The organism is Bacillus sp. TE9106W (assembly GCF_054062215.1).
The window spans coordinates 206,931-229,488 of record NZ_JBSSFA010000006.1 but is presented as its reverse complement, the minus strand read 5'-3'; the positions used below and the strand labels follow the sequence as shown (position 1 = coordinate 229,488).

Below are 22,558 nucleotides of genomic sequence, written 5' to 3'. Positions count from 1 at the left end.
TAGGAGATGAGATGTGTATGTGTGGAATTACAGGTTGGGTAAATTGGAATAAGGACCTTTCTAATGAACATGTTATTTTAAAAAAGATGGCAAATCGTATTCAGCATCGCGGTCCTGATGCTGAAGGATTTTGGTTTTCACCTCGCGCGGCTTTTGCACACCGCCGTTTAATTGTAATTGATCCAGAAGGCGGGACACAGCCGAAGACATTTCGTGCTGGTGGTTATACGTATGCTCTTACTTATAATGGAGAAATTTATAATTTCCGTGAGCTGAGGGAACAACTTCAAAAATGTGGTCATACATTTGAAACGCATTCAGATACAGAAGTGTTATTACATGCTTATTTAGAATGGAAAGAAGACTGCGTGCAACATTTAAACGGCATTTTCGCTTTCGCCTTATGGGATGATCAGAAGCAACAACTGTTTTTAGCACGTGATCATTTAGGTGTAAAACCGCTCTTTTATACTGAAAGAAATGACAGCATTATTTTCGCATCTGAAATAAAAGCATTATTAGCTCATCCATCTGTTCCTGCTGAAATTGATGCGGATGGCATAAATGAAATATTTGGATTAGGCTTATTTCGAACTCCAGGATGTGGCGTCTTTAAACATATTCAAGAAGTGCGTGCCGGACATTCTATAACATTTACACGTGATAAAAAAGTAGTTACGAAGTATTGGAATTTAGAAAGTAAGGTCCATACAGATTCTATAGAAGATACATCATCACATATTTTATCTATTTTACAAGATACAGTAAAAAGACAATTAATCGCCGACGTCCCTCTCGTTTGCATGTTATCAGGAGGGTTAGATTCTAGCGGTATTACTGCACTAGCAGGGAAAGAATTTGCTGCTGAAAATAAAACACTTCATACGTATTCCGTTGACTTTGTAAATAGCGCAAAAGATTTCGAGCTGACATTTGCTCGCACTGGTTTAGATGCTCCTTGGGTAAAACGCGTTTCTGAACATGTAGGGACATCTCATCATGATATTATTGTGAATGCTGAAGAATTAGCTAATCACTTATTCGTTCCCCTCCGTGCAAAAGATTTACCGAGCGCTGGCGAAATGGAAACTTCACTATATTTACTATTTTGCGAAATGAAAAAAGATGCGACCGTAGCTTTATCCGGCGAATCTGCTGATGAAGTATTCGGTGGATACCCTTGGTTCCATCAAGAAGAATTACTATATGTCGATAAGTTTCCTTGGCTAACAAATTGGAAAAATACATCTCCTCTTCTACTACATGAAGTAAGTAACCAATGTAATCTAGAAAACTATATTGATACACGCTTCCAAGAAGCGATACTTGAAGTACCTACTCTTGAAGGCGAAAGTAAAAAATCCGCGAAACAACGTCAAATGTTTTATTTATTTTTAACGAGATTTCTTCCGTTCTTACTTGACCGTAAAGATCGTATGAGTATGGCTGTAGGATTTGAAGTTCGTGTACCGTTTTGCGATTATCGATTAGTTGAATATTTATGGAACGTTCCTTTCAACATAAAAAGCATTGATAATATTGAAAAAGGTATTTTACGTAGAGCACTGAAACCTGCTTTACCTGACGATGTACGCAATAGAAGAAAAAGTGCGTATCCAACTTCACAAGACCCACATTATTTACAAACAATCCGGAATTTAACACTTGAAATGTGTAGTAATAAAAACAACCCTATTTTCTCACTTATTAATCATTCCACATTACTTGCCATTGCCAATCAAAGTAATAAAGAAATTAACAATTTCGAAGCAAGAAGTGCTATGGAATACATGCTACAGGTAAACGAATGGTTAAAAACATATCATATTCATATCGCTTAACAAAAAGGAGTTCAAGGATAAAAACCTTGAACTCCTTTTATATTAATTAGCACATCGTTTATTTTCAGTGTCAATGGACCATCCAATAATTGTGGCACAATCTCTACCTTTCCACTGCAGTACATTTGTTAATACCGGTTCAATCTGTAAGCAACTTCCGTCATGCAATATTTCTACTAAAGATTGATCATCATCAAACCTTCGTTTATCACACTCTAAAATACCGTCCGTTGCCATTACAATGTGATTCATTCCTTTTTCTAATCCTCTTACACCTGACGTAAAGCAAGGTGTATTTGCTGCGAAAATATTTTTCCTACCGATATATTCGTAATTCTTCCGCTTATTTAATCGCCCTTTCCCATTCTTCGTTTTGTCAGAATGGAATAAATATGCGAAACAATTACCAACTGATAACCAATATAAAAATTCACCTTTTCGCAAACATATTAAGCATGCAAGTTCCTCATCATCTTGATCACATTTTTCAATAAACAACTCATCTGTAAATAACGCTAACAAGTACATATGTGTATGATGAAAAGCTAAATGTATCGGGTAAGAAAATAACTCTCTTAGTTTCTCTTTTCTTTCTGAAATTGCTTCTATTATATAATCTATATTTTTTGTTTTGTGGTGTGTATCAAAAATCATAACAAATTCAAATTGTAATTCAGGATCCCACCAAGCAAGCACCGCATCTCCTCGTTCATATGCATCACTCTCTTGATTTCCCCCATATACGCCGACTGAAAGAGGACCACATTTTTCAACATGTATTTCATCTACATACATCTGTTCATGACTCATCCATTTGAATGTATTCACAGCTATCATCCTCTCTCTTGCTAAATGTATACCTTTACACATAGATTACCTTATATTTCAATAAAAATAAACTTTTTCAACATTTTTTATCCAAATAAAAGGATTTTATTTCTACACTAACGAATATATCTTAATATACGATATAAAAACAGGAGGATTTATTATTATGAAAGACATTAATCAGCATTGGGAGAACATTTATTATCACTTACGATATGAATATGAAGACAATCTTTCTCACCAAGCTATTCGTATTTTACAAATCGTTTCTCGTGAGAAAGAAATAACAATTGGAAAAGTCGCTACTGAGCTTACTCTCTCTCATAACACAGCATCTGAACACGTAAAGCGTCTTATTCAAAAAGGATTTATCATGAAAGAAAGAAACAAACAAGATGAAAGAGTTGTGAACCTTACTTTAACGAAAGAAGGCATTGAAGTATTAGAAAAGCATACTTTACTAGATAAAGAAAAGATAAAAATATTAGAATCGCAGTTATCGAAAGAGGAACAACAATTAATTGAAAAAGCTTTTTCATTATTAGCGAAGGAGGCAAAATATGCATTTCCTCGTTAAAGTAATCGTTTCAGCACTTATTATCGGTGTTATTACTGAAGTCGCTAAACATTATAGTACGATAGGCGGCTTTATTGCTGCCCTTCCTCTCGTAAGTTTACTGAGCCTATTTTGGATTTCTTTCGAAGGCGGAAACAAACAAGAATTAAGTCAATTTGCTTTAGGTGTATTATATGGATTTCCTGCATCCGCACTATTATTATTTATCGTCTATATTGGTTTAAAAAACTCGTTTTCACTTAGTACCTCTGTCCTACTTGGTATAGGTGTTTGGTGCATTGTTTTTGCTTGTCAAAAATTATTTCAAGCTTAGTTAGGAGGGTTTACTATTTATAAATTTGTAGAAGTATTGGGGCAAACTATAGAAGTATATATAAAAGGATGTAATACACAAACTGTAGTCATTCAAACCGGAATGGGTTGCTCATTTTATGATTGGTTTCCTATTATAGAAAAGCTTTCACAACACTTTACAGTCGTTTCATACCATCGCCCAGGTTACGGAAAAAGTGATCTAGGAAATGATTCGCGTACTATAAGGCAAGTGACAAAAGAATTACATATGTTATTACAGAAATTAGCTATTCACGAGCCTATCATTCTAATTGGTCATTCCTACGGAGGCTTATGCGCACAACATTTTACGATGTTACATGAAGATAAGTTGCAAGCACTTATTTTAGTTGATTCTACTTCCATGAACTTACACCGATTAGATGAACTTCATTTACCAATTTCTGATCAAACGGATTCGGATGATATGTGGCTTCAAAAATATAATACATATTCCAAAATGGATGTAGACATGCTTTCTAATGAACTAAAACCTATGCTAGCCGGTCAATCAAGACAACAAATTGAATTTTCTACCTCTCCTTCACTATATAAAGCGACAGCTTCTGAACTATCGGAGTGGAAAAACTGTGCTCTTTCACTAAAAGAGCTATATAAAACATTAGAAATACCATTAATCGTTATCGGTAGAGACCCTCAATATTCTATTACTCAGTTGACTGAGGGCAGCATGCCAAAAGAGGAAGCCATACAACTTGAAACAATGTGGCAAGAGCTGATTCATGAACAATTACAACTCTCAATGAATAGCCAATATATACTTGCTGAACATGCTGGTCACGGAATAGAAAATGATCGACCAGATATTATCATTGAAGCTGTTCACTCCCTAACAATAAAAAAAGGAAGCAACTAAAGCTGCTTCCTTACTTATCTATTCATAATCTTCTTCATCATCGATTTCTTCGTAATACGAATTCCCATTACTTACATATATAGGACCATTCGCAACGTCAATACGTAATACCCATGCCCATGGCACAGCTAAACGCTTATGTATTGATCGCCAAAAGCTCATTGATTTTCTTTCGTACTCCTGGAACTCCTGAAGTAACTCTTTGTAGGAGGAACCGTCTAACTGAATATTTGCTTCTAACAAACGAGAATGGGCGTAGTACTGCAGCTCTAGTTCCGCAGCAATTTCCATTTCTTCTTCCGTTGCCATACCAATAATTGTTCCATCTGGTGGTACAATTTCATAAACGTTGTGAACTTCAATAAGCCCTTCTTTCTCTTTCTCAAACATGTAAACAGCCTCCTTTAACATATATTTTTATGTTACAAAGTCATACTTCTACAATAACATCTCTCTTTCCTCTTTTTTGATAAACTTTTACAAATTATTTATCTGATGACCCGTATTCTCTATCCTTTCGGCAGCAACTAAATCTTCATTATGAAAATTCAACTTAAATATATCGGGCATACGAAGTGTTTTCCAAAATCGAAAATCATATTTTGAATCAAAATAATTCATAAGTAATACCATAATATTCCCAAGCGTACCTATTACAATATTTTTACCTTTATATTTTTTAAATATACTTTGCATACATATTACAGCGCGTCTTTGTGCTACATCATTGGATTCTCCGCCTTCGTATGCAAAACTCCAATCTTCCCACACATTCTCGATAGCATCATTAAAATCTGCTACTGGCTCTGAACTTAATAACCTTTCTCGTAAATCTTCTTCTATTTCTATTGATACATGATATGTATTCGCAATTCCTTGTACAGTTTGAATTGCTCTTTTGTACGGGCTAGAAATCACAACGTCAATATGTTTATCTTTTAATAAGTGTATTACATTCTCTGCATCACAGTGCCCTTTTTCAGATAAAGGACGCTCCCGTTCTTCTTTTGTATAGGTAGAGTGGGCATGGCGAACGAAATATATTGTTGTCATTTATTCATCTCCTTTTTCCGTTTCTATCCAAATTCAATACATTACCATGAAATCCCTTTACCTTTATAATAGGTGCTGTCAAATTTAAATATTGATTTTCATATTAATAAAAGGGAAACACCTCATATGGTATTTCCCTCAATTAAAATAGACTACATTCAATTAAATACTTTATCAATTTTATTTCTATCGTATTCTAATATCCAATCCTTATATGTATGATAAATATCCCTAATTGTATTAGGAGAGGTAGCTAATACATCACATCCTCTATCATCATAAACGTGAAATATAGTATTCTTGTTACTATTTATGAAATACACCCTATGAACAATACGCGGTTTTATTCCCATATCTTGATTACAAATTGCTTTTAACATAGGAATGTATTTCAAGTCAGAAACTTTACATTTCAAAATATATCTATGTGTTTTATATACCCCGTCTTCATCGTCTTCTGGAAAAACATAAGGGATTGTATTTTTCTGTAACTTAAACAAATCGGACTTCGCTTTTACATACTTAGAAAAGATATTTAATTTGTGTTTAAAAGTTTCACCGTCTGCATAGCCATTTACATCCACTACGATATAAATATCATCTTCTGTTGCATGTAAAGACTGAAATAAAGTAATGGCTCTATTATAAACGCCCTCTAAATATGGGCAGTTTTCATAAATGTTATTGCAATCATAGTTCACACCTAATCTAAAGCGAATACCAATATCCCCATTATAAAATAGAGGTGGTCTAAGTTCTAAACTTGGAAACGTTTCAAGCATATACTCGTTCAACCTCATCTCAACACCTACCTTTAATAGCATCTTGTTTACATAATAAAATTATTCTATTATAATTTATTCTTGAATTCCTCACTTATTATAATGTCTCGAATAAAATAATCTACATTATTTCTCAGCTTTTGATATGCAACTTGATCTTCTATATCGTTAAACATAATGACAACTTCTACTTTATTCCCCTTCTTATCTGTAGTATACAAGCTTTTTGTCAATACGAATGCGGTAGAACCACCTTTTTGACCAGCATATTCGAACTTACTATTTTTAACTGTTCCTTTGAAAATATTCTCGATTTCTTCTTGCATTGGTTTTGGAAAATACTTTCTACTATTTATCTTTTCCATTATACTCATATAATCTTTAGCGTTTGCACCCACTAATCGATCTGACCAAATTCGCTGAAATTCCATATCTACCTTTAATGGAATATCCCGTTTTTTCCACTCTTCTTCATCTTTCATCCATTCATGAATTTGTAACACATGTTTATTATATTCTTCCTTTGACATGTTACGTATCATTTCTAACGATTGATTTTCTGGCTCATGAAGCTCTTTTTCTACATACCCTCTCATATATAGTGAAGCAGTATACGAAGAGAACTTGTCATGACTAGTAAGCTCTAACTCTTTTAAACTATCATTTACTCTTTCTATTCCAAGCTTATCTAACAAATATGTCGTATTTGCATTAGAGCTATAATGAATCATTCCTTTAGCTACTTCTTCTAAAGTAATCTGTCCATTTTTCACTAATTCTCTCGCTCTAGCATCTTCTAACCAGTCAGGATGCGCTCCACCATCAGTATCTTTAACGTAATATTTATCTAACTCGTGCAATGAAATTTGTTCATCTCGACTTATTTTTCCTTCTGATACTTGCTTAGCAAATTCAACTGCTATTACGATTTTTGCCATACTCGCTAATGGCAATTTTTTATTTTCATTTATAGAAGTTATTACTTCTCCATTTTTTTTAATAAATAATGAACAGGTTTCATCGTCTTTATGTTCTTTTATGTACTTTAATACGTAATTCGGATCTTCTTTTGACAAATAGTACTTCATAATAACAAAGAAAGCTATAACGGCTACTATAATGACTCCTGCAACAATTCCTATAATCTTTAATATGTTCACAATATGCCCCCTCTACTACATTCCCTTCTATATCATAATTATAACGAAATATATTACAAAATTATACAAAATAGAATAACTCTTCCTAAAAAAAGAAAGAGTTATTCTATTTCACATGGTGTTATTTGTCCATTTAACGTAACTACTATATTTGACTCGTCACTTTCTTTAACGCTACTTATACGATTTGAGTTAGGAGGACCAATTACAACTGACTCCTTAATTGGCGAAAGGTCCTTCTCTAATTTTTCTGCACTTACCCCGTATGCAGCTTGAAATACTTCTGGCGGTGTTAATCTAAGTATGTCTGATCCTTCTGCTGTTTCAAACTGATCGTTATTGAAGAACAAATGTAATTGTACTTCTTCTGTTACTGCTGTGATCCAATGCCACCATCCCATTGGAATAAAGACAGTTTGCCCCGCTTTCACATGATAATTTTGCAATTGATTCGTTTCGGGATTTAAGATAGATGTAACTGCTTCTCCTGATACAACAACATCCAATTCCCACGCATTCGGATGCCAATGTGGTTCCCGCATATGCCCTTTTGTCATAAATAAATCAACAAACGCTCCACCTATCATTGCTGGTAACTGCGTTGACGTAACTTCATATGCAACGTTTTTCTTATCTCTTTTAAAAAAGACATTTTTTCTCGAATCAAAGAAAAGGTTTGGAGTTCCCGAGCTTTTCTTTAAATTTTTATTATCTGGAACATAACCTGAACTACTCATTTTATCCCTCTTTTCCACTCCGAACATTTCGGCTTTCACACTGTATCGTATGGAAAAAAAACATGAATGTGCCTATCATTCACATAACAAAAAAACATGCCTTCATAAGGAGAGCATGTTTTGTGATATTCTTCACATTATTTAGCTAAAAATAAACTTTTTACTTACCATGATGTAACATTAAATCACTAAGTTCTTCTTCAATGTGATTTAATTTCGCAACGCCTTCTTTCCATTTATGAATATAACGTGAAACCCCAACGAAAAATAAAACGATAATTGTGGAAAGAATAATACCATACACGATTGCTACAGTACTCATAGTTACACTTCCTTGTAATTAGTAATGTGGTTATTAGTTATATTTTTATTATAAACCTTTTTCTTTTAAAATACTTCGATTTCAACTTTTTGTAACAAAATTGATTTTTCTAATATTTCGTTCGTAAAAACGGCATATTTTTCACAAATTATACAAAACTTCACCATATGTACTATTACCATATGAGTTATATTATTTAATAGAAAAAAGGGGATGATATAGTATGACGACTTGGTTTATTGTAATGTTAGTTGTATTTGGAGCATTTAAAATTATCGTTTCTAGCCTTCCCAACTCTGTTATTGAATCCATTATTAGTAAGTACGAAACACATCCACAGCTTGAAGAAGCGAATGCGACTGTTACAATCAATGGAAATAACGTAGAAGGCGAAAAGAAATCCAAAATTATTCATGATTTTAACGAAGGTTTATTTTTAGATCGCTATTACGCACCGCCACACAATGAGGGTACGCCTTTAATTATCAATGCAAAGCGTGGCAAAAAAGATTTTACCTTTTATATTTATAGTCATGAAGAGCATGTTGATGTTGTAAAGCAACATAAAAAGAAGGTCGTTGCTTATAGTTTACGCTCTAAAAACCTCCAAAATAATGATATGTTCGTATCAGCTGATTTAGCTTAGTGCTCATATATAAAAGGAATCCATGGCATATGGATTCCTTTTTACAATTCACTGAAAAATAAGCTCTGTCTTCAAACTATCTTTCGGTAACAGCCATCCTTTTTGATCTAAGCTCTGCATTAATAATTCTCTTTGTTCTTTTGCAATACTTGCCTCATTTGTTTTAAACGATACTTCTATTACGAAATCATCTTCTATTTTCCCTGTATTACTAAGTGGCCAAACTTCAATATTCGTTTTACTGTTTTCAAATTCAGCTGTATACCTTTTCATTAATACAGGCCCATAAATACGAGAATTTTTGAGCATTTCTTCTCCCCAATTCGTATACAACCATTTGTTCATTTTCCCTGGCAACTTTTCTATTAACATGTTTTGAGCAGCTTGTTCGTTTGGTAAATCAAGTACTCCATATCCTTTCGCACTGTAACTTTTCTTATTTGAAATACTTAACGTTTTCTTTTCAAATCCCCAATCTATTTCCGCATCATAGTTATCGGTTTTACTATCAAATCCATCATTTTTAGCTACTTCTAGTGCATCTTGAATTACACCGTTTGGAATAGGATATCTTTTTTTATATGTTAGCTCAAAATCTTTACTAAATTCTTTCTTTCGAATTCTAGCAAACCAACCTTCATTACTTAAATTTTTATTTGCCGTATCTAAAAATTGCACTTGTATTCTTTCATAATTTGTACCAGCCTGGAAATGCTCTAGTACATCTTGCTTCATCTCTTTGTTAGGACCTAGTACTTGTTCTGGCTTTAATAATAACTTTACTTCAAAACTAGGTTTCATTGGACTAGCAGTAAACCCTTCCTTAACGTTATAAAGGAAACAACAAAAGAAAATACTCACGAATACAAATACTTTTTTCATATACCTATCCCCTTTACATGTTAAATAACTTCTATACGTTCCATAGTAAGTGAATATACATTTTCATACCCTGCCGTGCTAAGCTTTTTCTGTAATCGATCTGTATCCTCTTTTAAAGCGTGTACTAACACCGTATGTTCCGGTAATAATGTATTTAACATCTCTTTCACATCTCTTATACTTTGATGAACTTTATATGGAACTCGCTTCACCCTACATTCTTTACCTATACGTTCTTTCAAAACTTTTTCTGCAAAACTCCCTTTCGCAACATGCCCAGTAAAGATAATAGAATTTCTTTCTTCAGGCCGAATTTGTTCATAATATAACTGAGCCCGTTTCGTTTGCATATTCGCATCACTCATTACAACTATTCCATAACTATGTTGCGTACCGCCGTCATCATCCATAACTATTATGTTTCTTTTTAAACCCTCCATTAGCTCTTCAAGTTCTTTATTATTTTTGATCCAATCTTTATATACGAACATCTCGTCAAATCCATCTAAAATTTCCTGATCTACTATAATGGGAAATTCTTTATATTTTTCATATAAATACAATACGATATCTTGCGCCCTACCAAGGGGTGGCAATGGTAGTAATGCTACCCCTTTATTCCCCGCAGCTCGTTCAATTTCTGTACATAGTTCGTTTACTCGTTCATGTTGCGAAACATCATCAGTATGATAAGCAGCATCTACAATTGCAACTTTTATATCGCCGCGCAATTTCTCAGGTAAATTCGCTCGTAGTATGTTAGACTCTGCTGAATAATCGCCAGAATAAAATACATATGTATGACTCATATCCACTAAAAACCAAACCGATCCTAATACGTGCCCACTATACCCCCATTGAAACCGCAATGTAGGAGTAATCTGTATCCATTCATTCGGATTACTAATCTCATCAACATATATATAATTTAAATCTTTCACATTTTGGTCGTTATATGGCACATTCCATCCTTGCATCACATTGTAGTTTCTCCATTTTTCATAATAAGCGGGAAGTTGCTCCTTCGTATAACGAGTTGTCCAGATTTTTTTCTTATATCCATACTTCGCTAATAAAGGTAAGCCCATCGTATGATCTTCATGAATATGTGATAAAAATACTGCATCTAAAAACGGTACAACTTCCCGCTCTATTTTTGGATAACTATCCTCATATGATCGATTAATACCACAATCAAATAATATTTTTGTCTCTTTATTTTTTACGAAATAGCAGGAACGACCGTATTCTCCCGCTCCTCCCCATACTTCTACCCTCATCATGCTACCCCTTTTCGTTTTTGCTCCATATGCTGCAGAAGTAATAAACATAGCGTTGTAAGTCCAACTGAAACGACAGCCATCGCCATTCCAATAGATACTTCTCCTTGTTCAAATTGAGCAAAAATAAATGTTGCTGACGTCTCTACTGATGGAGGTAGTACGAGAAGCGATGCTACTAACTCCCTTATTGAGATTGTAAATGTCATCGCCCATCCGGCAAGAATACCTGGGATAATAAGCGGTAATATTATTTTTCTAAAAATATAAATATAATTTCCAGAAAAAATACTTCCTGCCTGCACGAGAGAATCATCGATTTGCCCAAGCGATGCTTTTACATACTGCACCGTATAAGGTAAAAAAAGAACAACGTACGTTACGATTACCATGACTGGTGTATTGTAAATGGACAGGGGCATATAAGGGGAATTCCAAAATAAAATAAGCCCTACAACCATCACGATTCCTGGTACCATATTCGGTAACATACCGCACATATCAAGCCATTTTTCAGAGGACTTTTTCCCCTTTCGGATCATAAGTGCTAGAAACACTCCAATCATAACAGCAATAATCGCTGTTATAAGTGAAAAAAGAAAACTGTTCCATAAAGCCTCTAATCCTGGAGATCCAATTGTAAATAATGCTTCATAATGGCTCGTTGTAAAGTTATTTACATGTAAGCCGCCGCCTCTTAATTTCGATAAAGAAGCAATCAATATAGAAAAGTACGGGATTCCAATTGATACGATTAATAAACCAATTACATAAAACCATGCTACAACGCGCGCAAATATAGACAAAGTATACCTTTTAGATTTCACACCTTTTCCACTAACCATTGCATATGAATACTTTCGATTCAATACATTTTGCATATACCAAATGAGCATACATGCACTAAGTAATAAAGAAGATAATGCTGTTGCACTACTAAAATCAATCGGCCAACTTGAAATAAATTTATGAATTTCTGAAGTCAGCACGTGAAATCCGATTCTCCGCCCGAATGTAGCCGGTGTTCCAAATTCAGCAATCGTCTTTACGAAAATGAGTAAAGCACCCATTACATAACTTGATACTAATAACGGCAATATTATTTTTCTTAAACGATAGAAAAAGCTTCCGCCATGAACTGCTGCGGCTTCTTCTTTACTACTCCCAATTTGAAGTAACGTGTTTTTCAACATGAAATAAAGGAATGGGAATAAATGCAAACTCATAATTAAAACCATACCTCCTAAACTAAAAAACGAAGATGAAATCGTCTTTAGCATCGGAAAAAACTGTTCGAAATAGCCGTTCGGTTGCATGAACAAGATCCATCCCATCGATCCAATATACGGCGGAGTCATAAATGGAATCATAAAAACAATATCTAACTTACTATGCTTTCCAACATCTGTTTTGCTCATAATGAAAGCTAATGGAAATGCAAAGATAGTTGCTCCTATTACTACGAGTACACCTAAAAGCATCGAGTTTAGAAAAATGCCAGCTAATCCACCACTCTGCATCACTTCAAACGGCTTTAAAAAATTCCAACTACTATTTTCATATACACTAGAAAGTAAAATGAGAAAAAGCGGAATGACGATTAACATCGCCACAAGTAACAAAGCTACCGTCATTCCAACTTGCCTTACTGATACGAATCGATTTACCATGTAATCACCATCTTATTGAAATACTTTCTTAAATTGTTTTCCTATTTCATCTTGTTCTTTCTCAACTGTTTTCCAATCAATATTTAATACTGGAATCTCTTCCACGTTCGGTCTATTCTCAGCTTTTATATCTGTTCTACCAGGCAATAAATATGCTTTAGAAATTTGTTTTTGTACATCATCTGATAATAAATAATCAATAAACTCTTTTGCACCTTCTACATTTTTACTATCTTTCATAATACCTGCTGCACGTGGGCTAATAACTGTTCCGCTTTTTGGATAAACAATATCAACCGGTTCACCCTTTGCTTTTGCACTGTACGTCATATAATCAACACCCGCAATGACCATATCTTTCGCTCCTGTTACAACTGGATCTAATGCTTCTTGGTTTGCCCCTGCTACTGTAACTTCATTTTTCTTAAGCTGTTCAAATAAATTCCATCCATCTTTTCCATTCTTTTTCACATATCCTGTTACAAAGTCTAAAGCTGAACCTGAAAGTGCTGGATCTGGAAGATTCACTTTCCCTTTCCATTCTCCTTTCGTTATATCGCTCCAATCTTCAGGCGCTGTCTTCACATTTTTTGTGTTATACACAATTCCTAACGCTGAAGCACTATATCCAAAATAATGTCCTTTATCATCCGACCATTCAGAACGAAGCTTATCAGCTTGTTTCGCTTCTTTATAAGCTAGCGTTTGACCATCCTTTTTTAATCCTTCCATCGCTGGTAAAGAAGCAAGTACGACTACGTCAACGACTGGCTTTTTCTTTTCAGCTTCCATTCGCGCTAAAATTTTTCCCGTTGTCCCTTGAAACATTTCTACTTTTATACCCGTTTTCTTTTCAAAGTCCTTTTGAATTTTTTCTGCTAACCCTTTTGGCCCTGCACTGTATACGACAATTTTCTTTTCATTAGTCGTTTTACTTTTTGCATCTGCATTACCTGTCTTTGAGCTACACCCTGTTACGACTGCAGAAAATAATAAAGTACATACAAATAAAGACTTAAGCGAACTGAATTTCTTCATACGATTCTCCCCCTATATGATGAATACATTTTTTTGGTACATATAACGATACTGGTTTCCCAATGCTTAGCTTACTATTGTGATAAGCTGTCCATATTCCGAGTGTCCCCATGTTTACTTTCACTTCATAACGTTCCCCTACATATGTAACGTGCTGAATTTCACCTGTATATATTTCGCACACTTCATTTTTCGTCCAGCTTACATGCTCTGGACGAACCATTTGTTTCCCCTCTACAAGCCAATTTGCCTTACCAACAAATTTTGCAACAAATTCATGAGATGGCTTCACATAAATGTCTTCTGGTGTTCCTTTTTGTAATACTTCTCCTTGTTTCATGACAATGATTTGGTCTGACATTGACATAGCTTCTGTTTGATCGTGGGTTACATACAATGCCGTTAAACCAATGGAATGAACGATATCCATAAGCTCTAATCGCATTTCTTCTCGCAAAATTGCATCGAGTGCACTGAGCGGTTCATCAAACAAAATGAAATGCGGCTTTGTTACAATCGCTCTCGCAAATGCGACACGTTGCTGCTGTCCGCCAGAGAGTTCATGCGGATAACATTTCTCCATCCCTTGTAAGCGAACTCTCTTTATTGCCTCTTCTACTTTTTCCCGTAATTGATTCGTTTGCTTTGTAGCCCTTAAACCAAATGCAACATTTTCAAATACAGTCATGTGTGGCCATAAAGCAAAATCTTGAAATACCATACCTATATTACGTTCATGAGGAGATGTTTTTATTTTTTTTGCAGAAGAATACATGCACGTATCCCCGAAATATATTTCACCTTTATCTGGTTCTTCCAGTCCTGCAATCATTCTAAGTAAAGTCGTTTTCCCACATCCCGAAGGTCCTAAAAGTGTGGTAAATTCACCTTGTTTCATAACAATTTGTAATGGCTTTAACGCCTGCGTTTTTCCAAAATTCTTTTCTAATCCACTAATTTGAATATCCATCGTTTCACCTCTCTCCTCACTCTTAACCTGCTTTCATTCTATATGGAAGATTTATACTGAATGTTAATGTACTGTAAAGATTAAATTAAAAAACTTCTAATAAACTATTTATTTCTATAGATTTTTTCTATAGTTAAAATAAAAAAGGCGGCAATTCATAATGAATCTCTTAAAATTAGAAATTGTAGTGCTTATTAAGAAATACAAAAAGCTTACGATCGTTGCAGAAAAACTAGGTGTTAAACAACCTACTATTACATTCCATATAAAAAGCTTAGAAGAGGAACTCGGTGTATCTTTATTCGAATTACGTTCGGGAAGGTATTTCTTAACAGAGGCTGGTGAGGCGTTGCATCATTATGCTTGTAAAATAGATGCACTTATGAAAGAGGCTAGACGGGTCACGCAAGAGTTTAAAGATTTTCATAAAGGCGCTATAACAATTGGCGCTAGCTATGTACCAGCGACTTATCTTTTACCAGAGATTGTCTATCAATTTCAATGTGAATTTCCAAATATAAAAATAACACTTATGGTAAAAACAGCTCCTGAAATTCGAACGATGCTACAAAATCATGAAATCGATCTCGGTGTAATTTCCGCAGCACCGTTTGATGAATCACTTTTAAAACAGACGAATGTAATGCCTGATACACTTGTTCTTGCTTTCTCCAAAGAACATCATTTTTCAAAAAAAGAAAATGTATCATTACAAGATATCGAAAAGGAACGAATATTACTACATCGTAATCCATCTACTACGAGAGATTTACTTACAAAATGGATGTTAGCTCATAACATTACATTCCAATCTGAAATTGAATTAGATTCATTAGAAACGATGAAACAAATTTTAAAATACGGTAATGGAGTTGCCTTTATTTCTAAACTTGCTATTGAACAAGAAGTACAACGAAATGAACTACGCTACATACCGATCCCTGAATTTGAATTTCAACGTAACATTTATACGATTCATCATGAAGACAGATGGAATTCTAAAATTATTTCTTTTTTACTACAGAGTATCACTTCTTATGCAGAAAAAAGTTAAAAGGCTGTCGTTATACACGACAGCCTTTTACACTATGAATCTATTTATTTTTCTTCGCTTCAATTTTTGCTTGTGCCTCTTCAGCCTTATCTAATGCTTCTGAAACTTTTTTCTCTTTTTCTTTCACATCATCTATACTATCGACAGCTTTAATAAGTTTATCAATTCCTTCTTCTTCTACTTTTCTCCGCTTTGCTACTCTTTCATTCACTTTCTCTTCTACATCTTTTGCTTTTTGAAGCATATTTTCGGCATTTGATGTTACAGCTGTTTCAAGCGCATCGTCTTTTTTCATTTGTAACACTTCATTTGCAATGTCTTTCGCTTCTAAATACTTACCGTCTTTTAATGCCGTTGCTCCGTGATCCATTTTCTCGGCCATTTCTTTATATGATTTCGCTTCATTTCCTGATTTCTCTTTTTCTGCTTTTTCAAACCACATTGTTGCATCACTATATTTTTCATCTTTCAATGATTGCATACCTGTTTCAATATATGTGTCATAATTGCTACATCCAGCCATTACGACTAATAGAAAAAGCATAACAAAACTTAATTTTTTCATGCTGTTGTCTCCTTTTCTTTACCTGCTCACTATACTGTAACATACATGAAAAAGAGTTTCAAAAACTAAAATACTAATTTGGTCATTTTTATTATTTTCTTGTTTTTAAGCCGACACATTCACTTGTTTTTTCGCCATATGTTGCCTTACTCCAACTAATACAACTAACAATAAACCTCCGCCTATTGTCATCATAACAATGCTAGTCGGCAACATATCTAATAATAATCCATATACAATCATACCGAGCGGTGCGATTGCAGTAGCAATTGTTTCAAGTAGACCGAATACACGCCCTAAATAATTTGGATCTGTCGTCTTTTGCATATGCACTTGCATCGGGATATTTACAACCATCATTGATATACCAGTTAAAATCATAAAAGCGATATAGTAAATAAAACTTGCTACTTTGGGAATGGTGACTACTAATGGAAACACTGTACATAAACTCAAGCTCGCAAATAAAAGCAATCCAATATAAACAGAGCGAAACGGATTATTCACTTCTTTACGTACTGATAACGCAATGGCACCAATTAACATCCCAACTGCTAACATTCCTTCTACAACACCGAGTTGCTTCGAGGATAAATGCAAATTTTGAATAATAATATATGGAAGCGAAACGAAGAGTGCACTCGCAAAAAAGTTTACCCACAGTGCAGTTTTCATTAAACCATATATTTCATGCTGGCGTTTTACATATGAAAAACCTTCTTTTATACTCGTCAAGAAATGCTCTTTACTCTCAGCCACTTCTTTTTTATATAAATCAAATACAATAAATAATTGCAAAATAACCGCTAAAAAGAATGTAATGCTATTTAACAAAAAGAACGACTGAATTGAAAGGAAACCAAATACAACTCCGCCAATAATTGGCCCTAAAATATTTGATAAAGAAGCTGCCGTTTGATTTAAAGCACTCGCTTTTTGAATACGCCCCTCATCTACTAAATTAGGAATAGACGAAGTTAATGCTACAGAATAAAAACTTGCACAAATTGATAATAATGCTGCTGAAATATAAATAAAAAGAAGTGATAGTCCAAATATAGTAGCAAGAATAAACATAATAAGCATCGTTAAACTACTTAATAAATCAGTACCGATAACAAGCCATCTTCGATTCACACGGTCAGCTACAGCACCAGCAATTGGTCCACAGATCATCCTTGGAAGTGATCCGCAAACGAGCGTAGTAGCAAAGCCCATCCCAGAACCCGTTGTCTTTAATACGTATAACCCCATTGCGAACGTATAAATACCTGCGCCTAATAAAGACGTCATTTTTCCAATCATCATTAAAATAATATTTCTCGTTGCAATCTTCATTCTTGAATCGGTTTGACCTATACTTACATCCCCCATTATGACACTCTCCCCTTAAAAGTTAAATTGTGTTAAACTTATTATATAATCAACTTTCCAATTATTACAACAAAAAGTTTAATTGTATTTAACTTTTTTAATTATAAAGGAGCTACAGTATGGCAACTCTCGGCGAAAAAATTAAAGCATTACGAAAAGAAAAAAAACTTACACAAACTGAACTGGTAGGTTCTGAACTGACAAAAAGCATGCTTAGTCAAATTGAAAATGGAAAAGCTACACCTTCGATGAAAACATTACAATATATTGCAGAAAAACTTGGATGTGAAACGAGTTTTTTATTAGAGGAAGACGATGATGAAATTGTAGAACTCATTCAAAAAATGGAGCGACTCATAAAGAATAAATGCGATGAAGTATATGAAACTTTACTACCTATCGTTCAAAAAGAGCTACCTTCTACTTTAAATACAGCTCGTTTATATAAACAGTTCATAACAGTAGCAGCTGTTATGAACGATTATAATATTGAATATTACGTTGAAACCGCTGTTTCTATATTTGAAAAATATACTTTGTATCGCGAAAGTACTGAAACGAAACTACTGTTTTACTATATGCTCTTCAAGCAGAAAAAATATAAAGAATGTTTACAGATGATCGCCACAATTCGTGATGAATATAAAGCGAAAAATTTAGAAATGGATCTTATTACACATATACAACTATACTTAAAAGAAGCAATTATTTTACTCGCATATGGCAATTATGAAAAATGTGAAAAAGTCATTTTAGATGCACTTGCATTTTCAAAAAAACATCAAGTTTATTATAAAACAGATGAATTTTATCGCATTTTATCTTATCAAAAAATCATCACAACTGATAAAGAACAATATTTATATTACATAAAAAAATCTGAGCAATTTGCCATTTTTACAGAAGATACTTTATCCGCTGCAAATATAGATATATTAAAAGCTTATTACTATAACACTGTTACGAATGAATATACAATCGCATTGGAACATCTAGAACAATTTCGAGAAAAACTAAAAAATGATCCAATTTTCCAAGACGATGGGCTGTATTATCTTGAAAAAGGGAAATCTTTGTATGGTTTAAAACGTTATAAGGAAGCTTTGGAAACATTAAAACACGCTACCATACCAGATTATATGAGTCATCCACTTGATCAATCGTGGGTATTAACAGCTGGGTCTTATCGTGCCCTTTGCTATATAGAACTTCAAGATAAAAAATCTGCCTTAACAGAGGCAAAAGAAGCTGTTCAAGCAATAGATAGCTATCCTGATTCGATCTTCACTTCATTTATTAAAGAAACATTACAAATAATACAAAAACTTTAAGAATGTCTCGAAAAGGTATATTATTCCTCTTTTTTAGCAAAGATAATAATGATGGGAGGAATATAAATGAATATTCAACGTGCAAAAGAGCTTTCTGTGTCAGCGGAGCAAGCGAATGTTAGTTTTCAAGGCATGCCTGTTATGATTCAACACGTCGACGAAAGCAATGAAACCGCCCGCATATATGAAGTAAAAAACCCAGGACGCGAATTAACAGTTCCAGTTAATAGCTTAGAGGAAATATAAGAAATGCCACTTCATTTTTTTGAAGTGGCATTTTTCTTTTTTAGATTACTTATTATAAATTTCTTCTATCTTCTATTTTACAGGAGCTGAAAAAATAAGAATTTTCTACTTCTTTTCTTTTTGTGACCTGCTAAAATACAAACTATGGATTAATTATTCACACTATACATTAAGGGGGAAAAATAATGGCATCTAATTTAGAAAAAAACAATTCTTATTATGCAGTTATATTCACTTCCAATTTATCTAATGATACAGCTGATTATAGTACAGTTGCCGATAAAATGGAGGAACTCGCAAAGCAGCAACCTGGGTTTCTAGATGTAGAAAGTGTGCGAGATCATTCAGGGCTCGGAATCACAATTTCTTATTGGGAATCACTTGAAGCAATTGAAAATTGGAAACAGAACGTCTTACATAAAGAAGCGAAAAAAAGAGGTCGTGAGCAATGGTACAAAAACTTCCACCTACGTATCTGCCTTGTTGAGAAAGAATTTAAGTTTCATAGAAATACTTTGTAGATATGAAGAAAAAATTAGCTCTCATTGCTGTTCATGAAATATATGGTGTGAACGATCATATGCATCATGTTACCGACCACTTCATCTCATATAGATGTATTCTGTCCTAATCTGCTACAATCACAACATGCATTTCCTTATAGTGATGAAGAAAAAGCATATCATTTTTTTATGAATCATATTGGATTTGAAGATGGAAAAAAGCAAATTGAAAAATTCATTACTTCTCTTTCTAGTAGTTACACACATATTGGACTTATCGGCTTTAGTGTTGGTGCTACCATCTCATGGCTATGTAGTAACAATCCGAACATAAATTTTATTATCGGATGCTACGGTTCCCGTATACGTGACTATATTCATATGAAACCAACATGTGCTACCTTACTTATTTTCCCTGAAAAAGAAGCTAGTTTTTCAGTATCCTCTTTCATTCAAACATTGCAGCAACAAAAAAATCCTTTATTAGAAATACACCAACTACACGGTGAACATGGTTTTCTAAATCCGTACACTGAAAAATATAACGGGCACTCTACAAAACAAGCATACAATGTAATAGATTCATTTCTTGTAAAAAACACTCTTATAAAGGAGATGTAAATGACACTTACATTACTCTTACTGATTTTCATGCTCATTGCTTTTTTTTTAGCGCTAACTATCATTTTTGTAACCGTAAAAAAGAGAGAGTTTTCCAAACAGCCCTATTTACTATCTATTATCGTTTGCATTTTATTTTTTACAAATTGGATTTTATATTTATCAACTTTTTATGCGTTACTTCCTGAAAAGGTTAGTGAGTTCCTATTTCTGCCTATTTGGTTTTTCCTTTGTATATTAGGTTTTATCACTTTCTGGCGCGAATGGAGAAACAATCGTGTGTTCTCCATATGTATCGGTTTTCTTTCCTTTATTAGTTTTTTATTTGGGCTGTTTTTATTACTTCTTTCGAGGATGTAGCTATGAAATGGGAGTAAAGACCTAATTACTTTCTTTCATTAACAGCTTTGACCTGAACTTGGTATAATATCAAGTTTGGGTCTTTTAATTTCCTCTTAATCTTTATGTGATTATTACATCCATAGTGCTAAAGAACTGCCCGGCCTCTTCATTCTCCTCAATATACTTTTGAAGTCGTATAATCATACCGATTTTAATTAATTTTCTAATTATTTTTAACAATTAAGCTCTCTTCTTTTAAACAAATTGAAACTATATGGCATTTTCTTAATAATCGTAAAACTAATGTAAAAAATTATTAATCTTTATACTTTATTATTTACGTGTTCAATTAAATAGATTATCCTCTTTATTGAGAAGGCCTCTCAATAATAAATTAACAAGGGAGAAACATATGAAAACAAAATTTTTTTCTATTATCACTGCTTTAACCTTACTAACATGTTTCGCTATACCAACATTAGCAGCATCTAGTAGTTACAGTTTTAAAATGGATCATCGAGTGGTAGATGGTAGTAAAAACAAACAATTTCACACACTTTCTAAAGGTAGTGTATATATCAATGGGAGTGCATATGTATATTCTACTGATGGAGGAGCTGTGGGGCCTTACGATGTAAATTATACTCTATATAGATCTGCATGGGGTTCGGATCCTAGTTATGGAACTGTTAATGGTGGCATAAATAAATCTTTCTCTGGTGCATATAATGTTGATAAAAATTCAAATGAATACTACTTATTTATTTGGAAAACAAATGACGATGGACAAAATATACGAGGGAATGGGAAAATATCTAATTAAAATATCACCACTAAACTATGATGTCTATTATTAGACATCATAGTTTAAATATAAAAATATGAGGGTTTTACACATGCTAATTGACTTTGATGGTTTTATTCTTATTGGAGCGTTTATTATGTTGTTATTTTTACTTCTCTTTTTTAAGTTACACCTAAAAAAGAGAAGCATGTACTTACTATTTTTTTCAATATTTTATTTGTATCTTTGTGTAGTATTTAATTATACCCAATTCCCAATTATTATAGATGAAAATATGAAAAAAGAAATTGGACAAAATGTATGGAGAGATGCTAATTTTATACCATTTAACACGGACCATTTTGCTATAACAACATCAATACTTAATATACTACTAACAATTCCTTTTGGCTTTGGTTTTCCCTATATAAAAAAGACGAATTTCAAACAGGTTGTTTTATTAGGAATAGTATTAGGAGTCTTATTAGAAACTTTACAACTTTTATCAGCACTTTATGCCGGATTCACTTTTCGATATGTCGATATAAACGATGTAATATTTAATTGTATGGGTGTAATTTTAGGATACGGTATATCAAAGGGTTTTACCCTTGTGTATAGAGCATTTATACACAAATTTGATATTAAATTGAATTCCTTTTTAAGATATATTTATGAAACGAACGACCGGTCTATATAATTTGGTCTTTAAAATTAGTACAAACACACGTATTTACGAACG

At 33.5% G+C, this 22,558-nt stretch carries 27 protein-coding genes and 1 pseudogene; 13 read left to right on the top strand and 15 right to left on the bottom strand.

What is annotated here, in order from left to right; translation table 11 throughout:
- Nucleotides 1–17: 17 nt before the first annotated feature.
- On the top strand, nucleotides 18–1,841 hold the full coding sequence (gene asnB / locus ACVWY7_RS14215; protein ID WP_000334036.1) for an asparagine synthase (glutamine-hydrolyzing): 1,824 nt from the start codon (nucleotides 18–20) through the stop codon (nucleotides 1,839–1,841).
- A gap of 42 nt (nucleotides 1,842–1,883) precedes the next feature.
- On the opposite strand, the gene ACVWY7_RS14210 is transcribed toward asnB, so the two are convergent.
- Nucleotides 1,884–2,711: a protein phosphatase 2C domain-containing protein gene (locus tag ACVWY7_RS14210; RefSeq protein WP_033681754.1), complete on the bottom strand. Its 828-nt coding sequence runs from the start codon at nucleotides 2,709–2,711 to the stop codon at nucleotides 1,884–1,886.
- A gap of 124 nt (nucleotides 2,712–2,835) precedes the next feature.
- Between ACVWY7_RS14210 and ACVWY7_RS14205 the strand changes: the two genes are divergently transcribed.
- Genes ACVWY7_RS14205 through ACVWY7_RS14195 form a run of 3 tightly spaced genes read left to right on the top strand, consistent with a single transcriptional unit; the run spans nucleotide 2,836 to nucleotide 4,456 of the window.
- Complete coding sequence (locus tag ACVWY7_RS14205; protein ID WP_000651918.1) at nucleotides 2,836–3,246, top strand: MarR family winged helix-turn-helix transcriptional regulator; 411 nt, start codon at nucleotides 2,836–2,838, stop codon at nucleotides 3,244–3,246.
- A complete protein-coding gene (locus ACVWY7_RS14200; protein WP_098613266.1) occupies nucleotides 3,230–3,559 on the top strand; it encodes a DUF3147 family protein in 330 nt (109 codons plus the stop codon). The genes ACVWY7_RS14205 and ACVWY7_RS14200 overlap by 17 nt, the downstream gene beginning before the upstream one ends.
- A 36-nt stretch (nucleotides 3,560–3,595) precedes the next feature.
- Complete coding sequence (locus ACVWY7_RS14195) at nucleotides 3,596–4,456, top strand: alpha/beta hydrolase (RefSeq protein WP_456523840.1); 861 nt, start codon at nucleotides 3,596–3,598, stop codon at nucleotides 4,454–4,456.
- Nucleotides 4,457–4,474: 18 nt separating this feature from the next.
- Here ACVWY7_RS14195 and ACVWY7_RS14190 read toward each other — a convergent pair whose 3' ends face one another.
- The 7 genes from ACVWY7_RS14190 to ACVWY7_RS14160 all read right to left on the bottom strand — a co-directional run bounded on the left by ACVWY7_RS14190 (nucleotide 4,475) and on the right by ACVWY7_RS14160 (nucleotide 8,692).
- Nucleotides 4,475–4,846 carry a hypothetical protein gene (locus ACVWY7_RS14190; RefSeq protein WP_000461776.1) on the bottom strand — a complete coding sequence of 124 codons (372 nt, stop codon included), beginning with the start codon at nucleotides 4,844–4,846 and terminating at the stop codon, nucleotides 4,475–4,477.
- An 87-nt stretch (nucleotides 4,847–4,933) separates the two neighbouring features.
- Nucleotides 4,934–5,509 carry a histidine phosphatase family protein gene (locus ACVWY7_RS14185; protein ID WP_456523839.1) on the bottom strand — a complete coding sequence of 192 codons (576 nt, stop codon included), beginning with the start codon at nucleotides 5,507–5,509 and terminating at the stop codon, nucleotides 4,934–4,936.
- 158 nt (nucleotides 5,510–5,667) lie between these two features.
- On the bottom strand, nucleotides 5,668–6,309 hold the full coding sequence (locus tag ACVWY7_RS14180; protein ID WP_456523841.1) for a DUF3885 domain-containing protein: 642 nt from the start codon (nucleotides 6,307–6,309) through the stop codon (nucleotides 5,668–5,670).
- Nucleotides 6,310–6,359: 50 nt separating this feature from the next.
- Nucleotides 6,360–7,451, bottom strand: coding sequence for a serine hydrolase (locus tag ACVWY7_RS14175; RefSeq protein ID WP_456523838.1), 1,092 nt, complete (start codon nucleotides 7,449–7,451; stop codon nucleotides 6,360–6,362).
- A 101-nt stretch (nucleotides 7,452–7,552) separates the two neighbouring features.
- A complete protein-coding gene (locus ACVWY7_RS14170; RefSeq protein WP_073522738.1) occupies nucleotides 7,553–8,188 on the bottom strand; it encodes a cupin domain-containing protein in 636 nt (211 codons plus the stop codon).
- 160 nt (nucleotides 8,189–8,348) lie between these two features.
- Nucleotides 8,349–8,510: a hypothetical protein gene (locus ACVWY7_RS14165; RefSeq protein WP_000108701.1), complete on the bottom strand. Its 162-nt coding sequence runs from the start codon at nucleotides 8,508–8,510 to the stop codon at nucleotides 8,349–8,351.
- Between the two features lie 65 nt (nucleotides 8,511–8,575).
- Complete coding sequence (locus tag ACVWY7_RS14160) at nucleotides 8,576–8,692, bottom strand: hypothetical protein (protein ID WP_033671625.1); 117 nt, start codon at nucleotides 8,690–8,692, stop codon at nucleotides 8,576–8,578.
- Between the two features lie 41 nt (nucleotides 8,693–8,733).
- On the opposite strand from ACVWY7_RS14160, the gene ACVWY7_RS14155 reads away from it, so the two are divergent.
- A complete protein-coding gene (locus tag ACVWY7_RS14155) occupies nucleotides 8,734–9,156 on the top strand; it encodes a YfmQ family protein (protein WP_000214573.1) in 423 nt (140 codons plus the stop codon).
- Nucleotides 9,157–9,204: 48 nt separating this feature from the next.
- Here the strand turns inward: ACVWY7_RS14155 and ACVWY7_RS14150 are convergent, their stop codons facing one another.
- The 5 genes from ACVWY7_RS14150 to ACVWY7_RS14130 are packed head-to-tail and all read right to left on the bottom strand — an operon-like array spanning nucleotide 9,205 to nucleotide 14,996.
- Entirely contained in the window at nucleotides 9,205–10,038 is an 834-nt protein-coding gene (locus tag ACVWY7_RS14150) for a hypothetical protein (RefSeq protein WP_000755326.1), read from the bottom strand.
- Between the two features lie 20 nt (nucleotides 10,039–10,058).
- On the bottom strand, nucleotides 10,059–11,321 hold the full coding sequence (locus tag ACVWY7_RS14145) for an MBL fold metallo-hydrolase (RefSeq protein WP_456523837.1): 1,263 nt from the start codon (nucleotides 11,319–11,321) through the stop codon (nucleotides 10,059–10,061).
- The gene (locus tag ACVWY7_RS14140) at nucleotides 11,318–12,988 is read right to left on the bottom strand and encodes an ABC transporter permease (protein WP_000248180.1); all 1,671 of its coding nucleotides are present in this window, start codon (nucleotides 12,986–12,988) and stop codon (nucleotides 11,318–11,320) included. The genes ACVWY7_RS14145 and ACVWY7_RS14140 overlap by 4 nt, the downstream gene beginning before the upstream one ends.
- A gap of 12 nt (nucleotides 12,989–13,000) precedes the next feature.
- The gene (locus ACVWY7_RS14135) at nucleotides 13,001–14,026 is read right to left on the bottom strand and encodes an ABC transporter substrate-binding protein (protein WP_000714691.1); all 1,026 of its coding nucleotides are present in this window, start codon (nucleotides 14,024–14,026) and stop codon (nucleotides 13,001–13,003) included.
- A complete protein-coding gene (locus ACVWY7_RS14130) occupies nucleotides 14,004–14,996 on the bottom strand; it encodes an ABC transporter ATP-binding protein (protein ID WP_326969232.1) in 993 nt (330 codons plus the stop codon). The genes ACVWY7_RS14135 and ACVWY7_RS14130 overlap by 23 nt, the downstream gene beginning before the upstream one ends.
- A 160-nt stretch (nucleotides 14,997–15,156) precedes the next feature.
- On the opposite strand from ACVWY7_RS14130, the gene ACVWY7_RS14125 reads away from it, so the two are divergent.
- Nucleotides 15,157–16,050, top strand: a complete 894-nt coding sequence (locus tag ACVWY7_RS14125) for a LysR family transcriptional regulator (protein WP_001050602.1) — start codon at nucleotides 15,157–15,159, stop codon at nucleotides 16,048–16,050.
- 40 nt (nucleotides 16,051–16,090) lie between these two features.
- Here ACVWY7_RS14125 and ACVWY7_RS14120 read toward each other — a convergent pair whose 3' ends face one another.
- Together ACVWY7_RS14120 and ACVWY7_RS14115 are read right to left on the bottom strand one after the other, a co-directional pair.
- Nucleotides 16,091–16,615, bottom strand: coding sequence for a DUF4398 domain-containing protein (locus ACVWY7_RS14120; RefSeq protein WP_000736430.1), 525 nt, complete (start codon nucleotides 16,613–16,615; stop codon nucleotides 16,091–16,093).
- Nucleotides 16,616–16,720: 105 nt separating this feature from the next.
- Nucleotides 16,721–17,989 carry an MFS transporter gene (locus tag ACVWY7_RS14115; protein ID WP_105989106.1) on the bottom strand — a complete coding sequence of 423 codons (1,269 nt, stop codon included), beginning with the start codon at nucleotides 17,987–17,989 and terminating at the stop codon, nucleotides 16,721–16,723.
- Nucleotides 17,990–18,108: 119 nt separating this feature from the next.
- Here ACVWY7_RS14115 and ACVWY7_RS14110 point away from each other — a divergent pair, with 119 nt between their 5' ends.
- The 7 genes and pseudogenes from ACVWY7_RS14110 (at nucleotide 18,109) to ACVWY7_RS14080 (ending at nucleotide 22,516) form a co-directional block, all read left to right on the top strand.
- Nucleotides 18,109–19,320 (top strand): helix-turn-helix domain-containing protein, encoded by a 1,212-nt coding sequence (locus tag ACVWY7_RS14110; protein WP_073522721.1) that lies wholly within the window; start codon nucleotides 18,109–18,111, stop codon nucleotides 19,318–19,320.
- Between the two features lie 66 nt (nucleotides 19,321–19,386).
- The gene (locus ACVWY7_RS14105; protein ID WP_001025740.1) at nucleotides 19,387–19,566 is read left to right on the top strand and encodes an H-type small acid-soluble spore protein; all 180 of its coding nucleotides are present in this window, start codon (nucleotides 19,387–19,389) and stop codon (nucleotides 19,564–19,566) included.
- Nucleotides 19,567–19,751: 185 nt separating this feature from the next.
- Nucleotides 19,752–20,087, top strand: coding sequence for an antibiotic biosynthesis monooxygenase family protein (locus ACVWY7_RS14100; protein ID WP_073522720.1), 336 nt, complete (start codon nucleotides 19,752–19,754; stop codon nucleotides 20,085–20,087).
- A gap of 2 nt (nucleotides 20,088–20,089) precedes the next feature.
- Nucleotides 20,090–20,690: pseudogene (locus ACVWY7_RS14095) on the top strand (dienelactone hydrolase family protein).
- On the top strand, nucleotides 20,691–21,050 hold the full coding sequence (locus ACVWY7_RS14090) for a hypothetical protein (RefSeq protein WP_073522718.1): 360 nt from the start codon (nucleotides 20,691–20,693) through the stop codon (nucleotides 21,048–21,050). It begins immediately after the preceding pseudogene.
- A 394-nt stretch (nucleotides 21,051–21,444) separates the two neighbouring features.
- Complete coding sequence (locus tag ACVWY7_RS14085) at nucleotides 21,445–21,855, top strand: hypothetical protein (protein ID WP_000850028.1); 411 nt, start codon at nucleotides 21,445–21,447, stop codon at nucleotides 21,853–21,855.
- A 73-nt stretch (nucleotides 21,856–21,928) separates the two neighbouring features.
- Nucleotides 21,929–22,516, top strand: a complete 588-nt coding sequence (locus ACVWY7_RS14080) for a VanZ family protein (RefSeq protein ID WP_000904025.1) — start codon at nucleotides 21,929–21,931, stop codon at nucleotides 22,514–22,516.
- The last annotated feature ends 42 nt before the right edge of the window (nucleotides 22,517–22,558 follow it).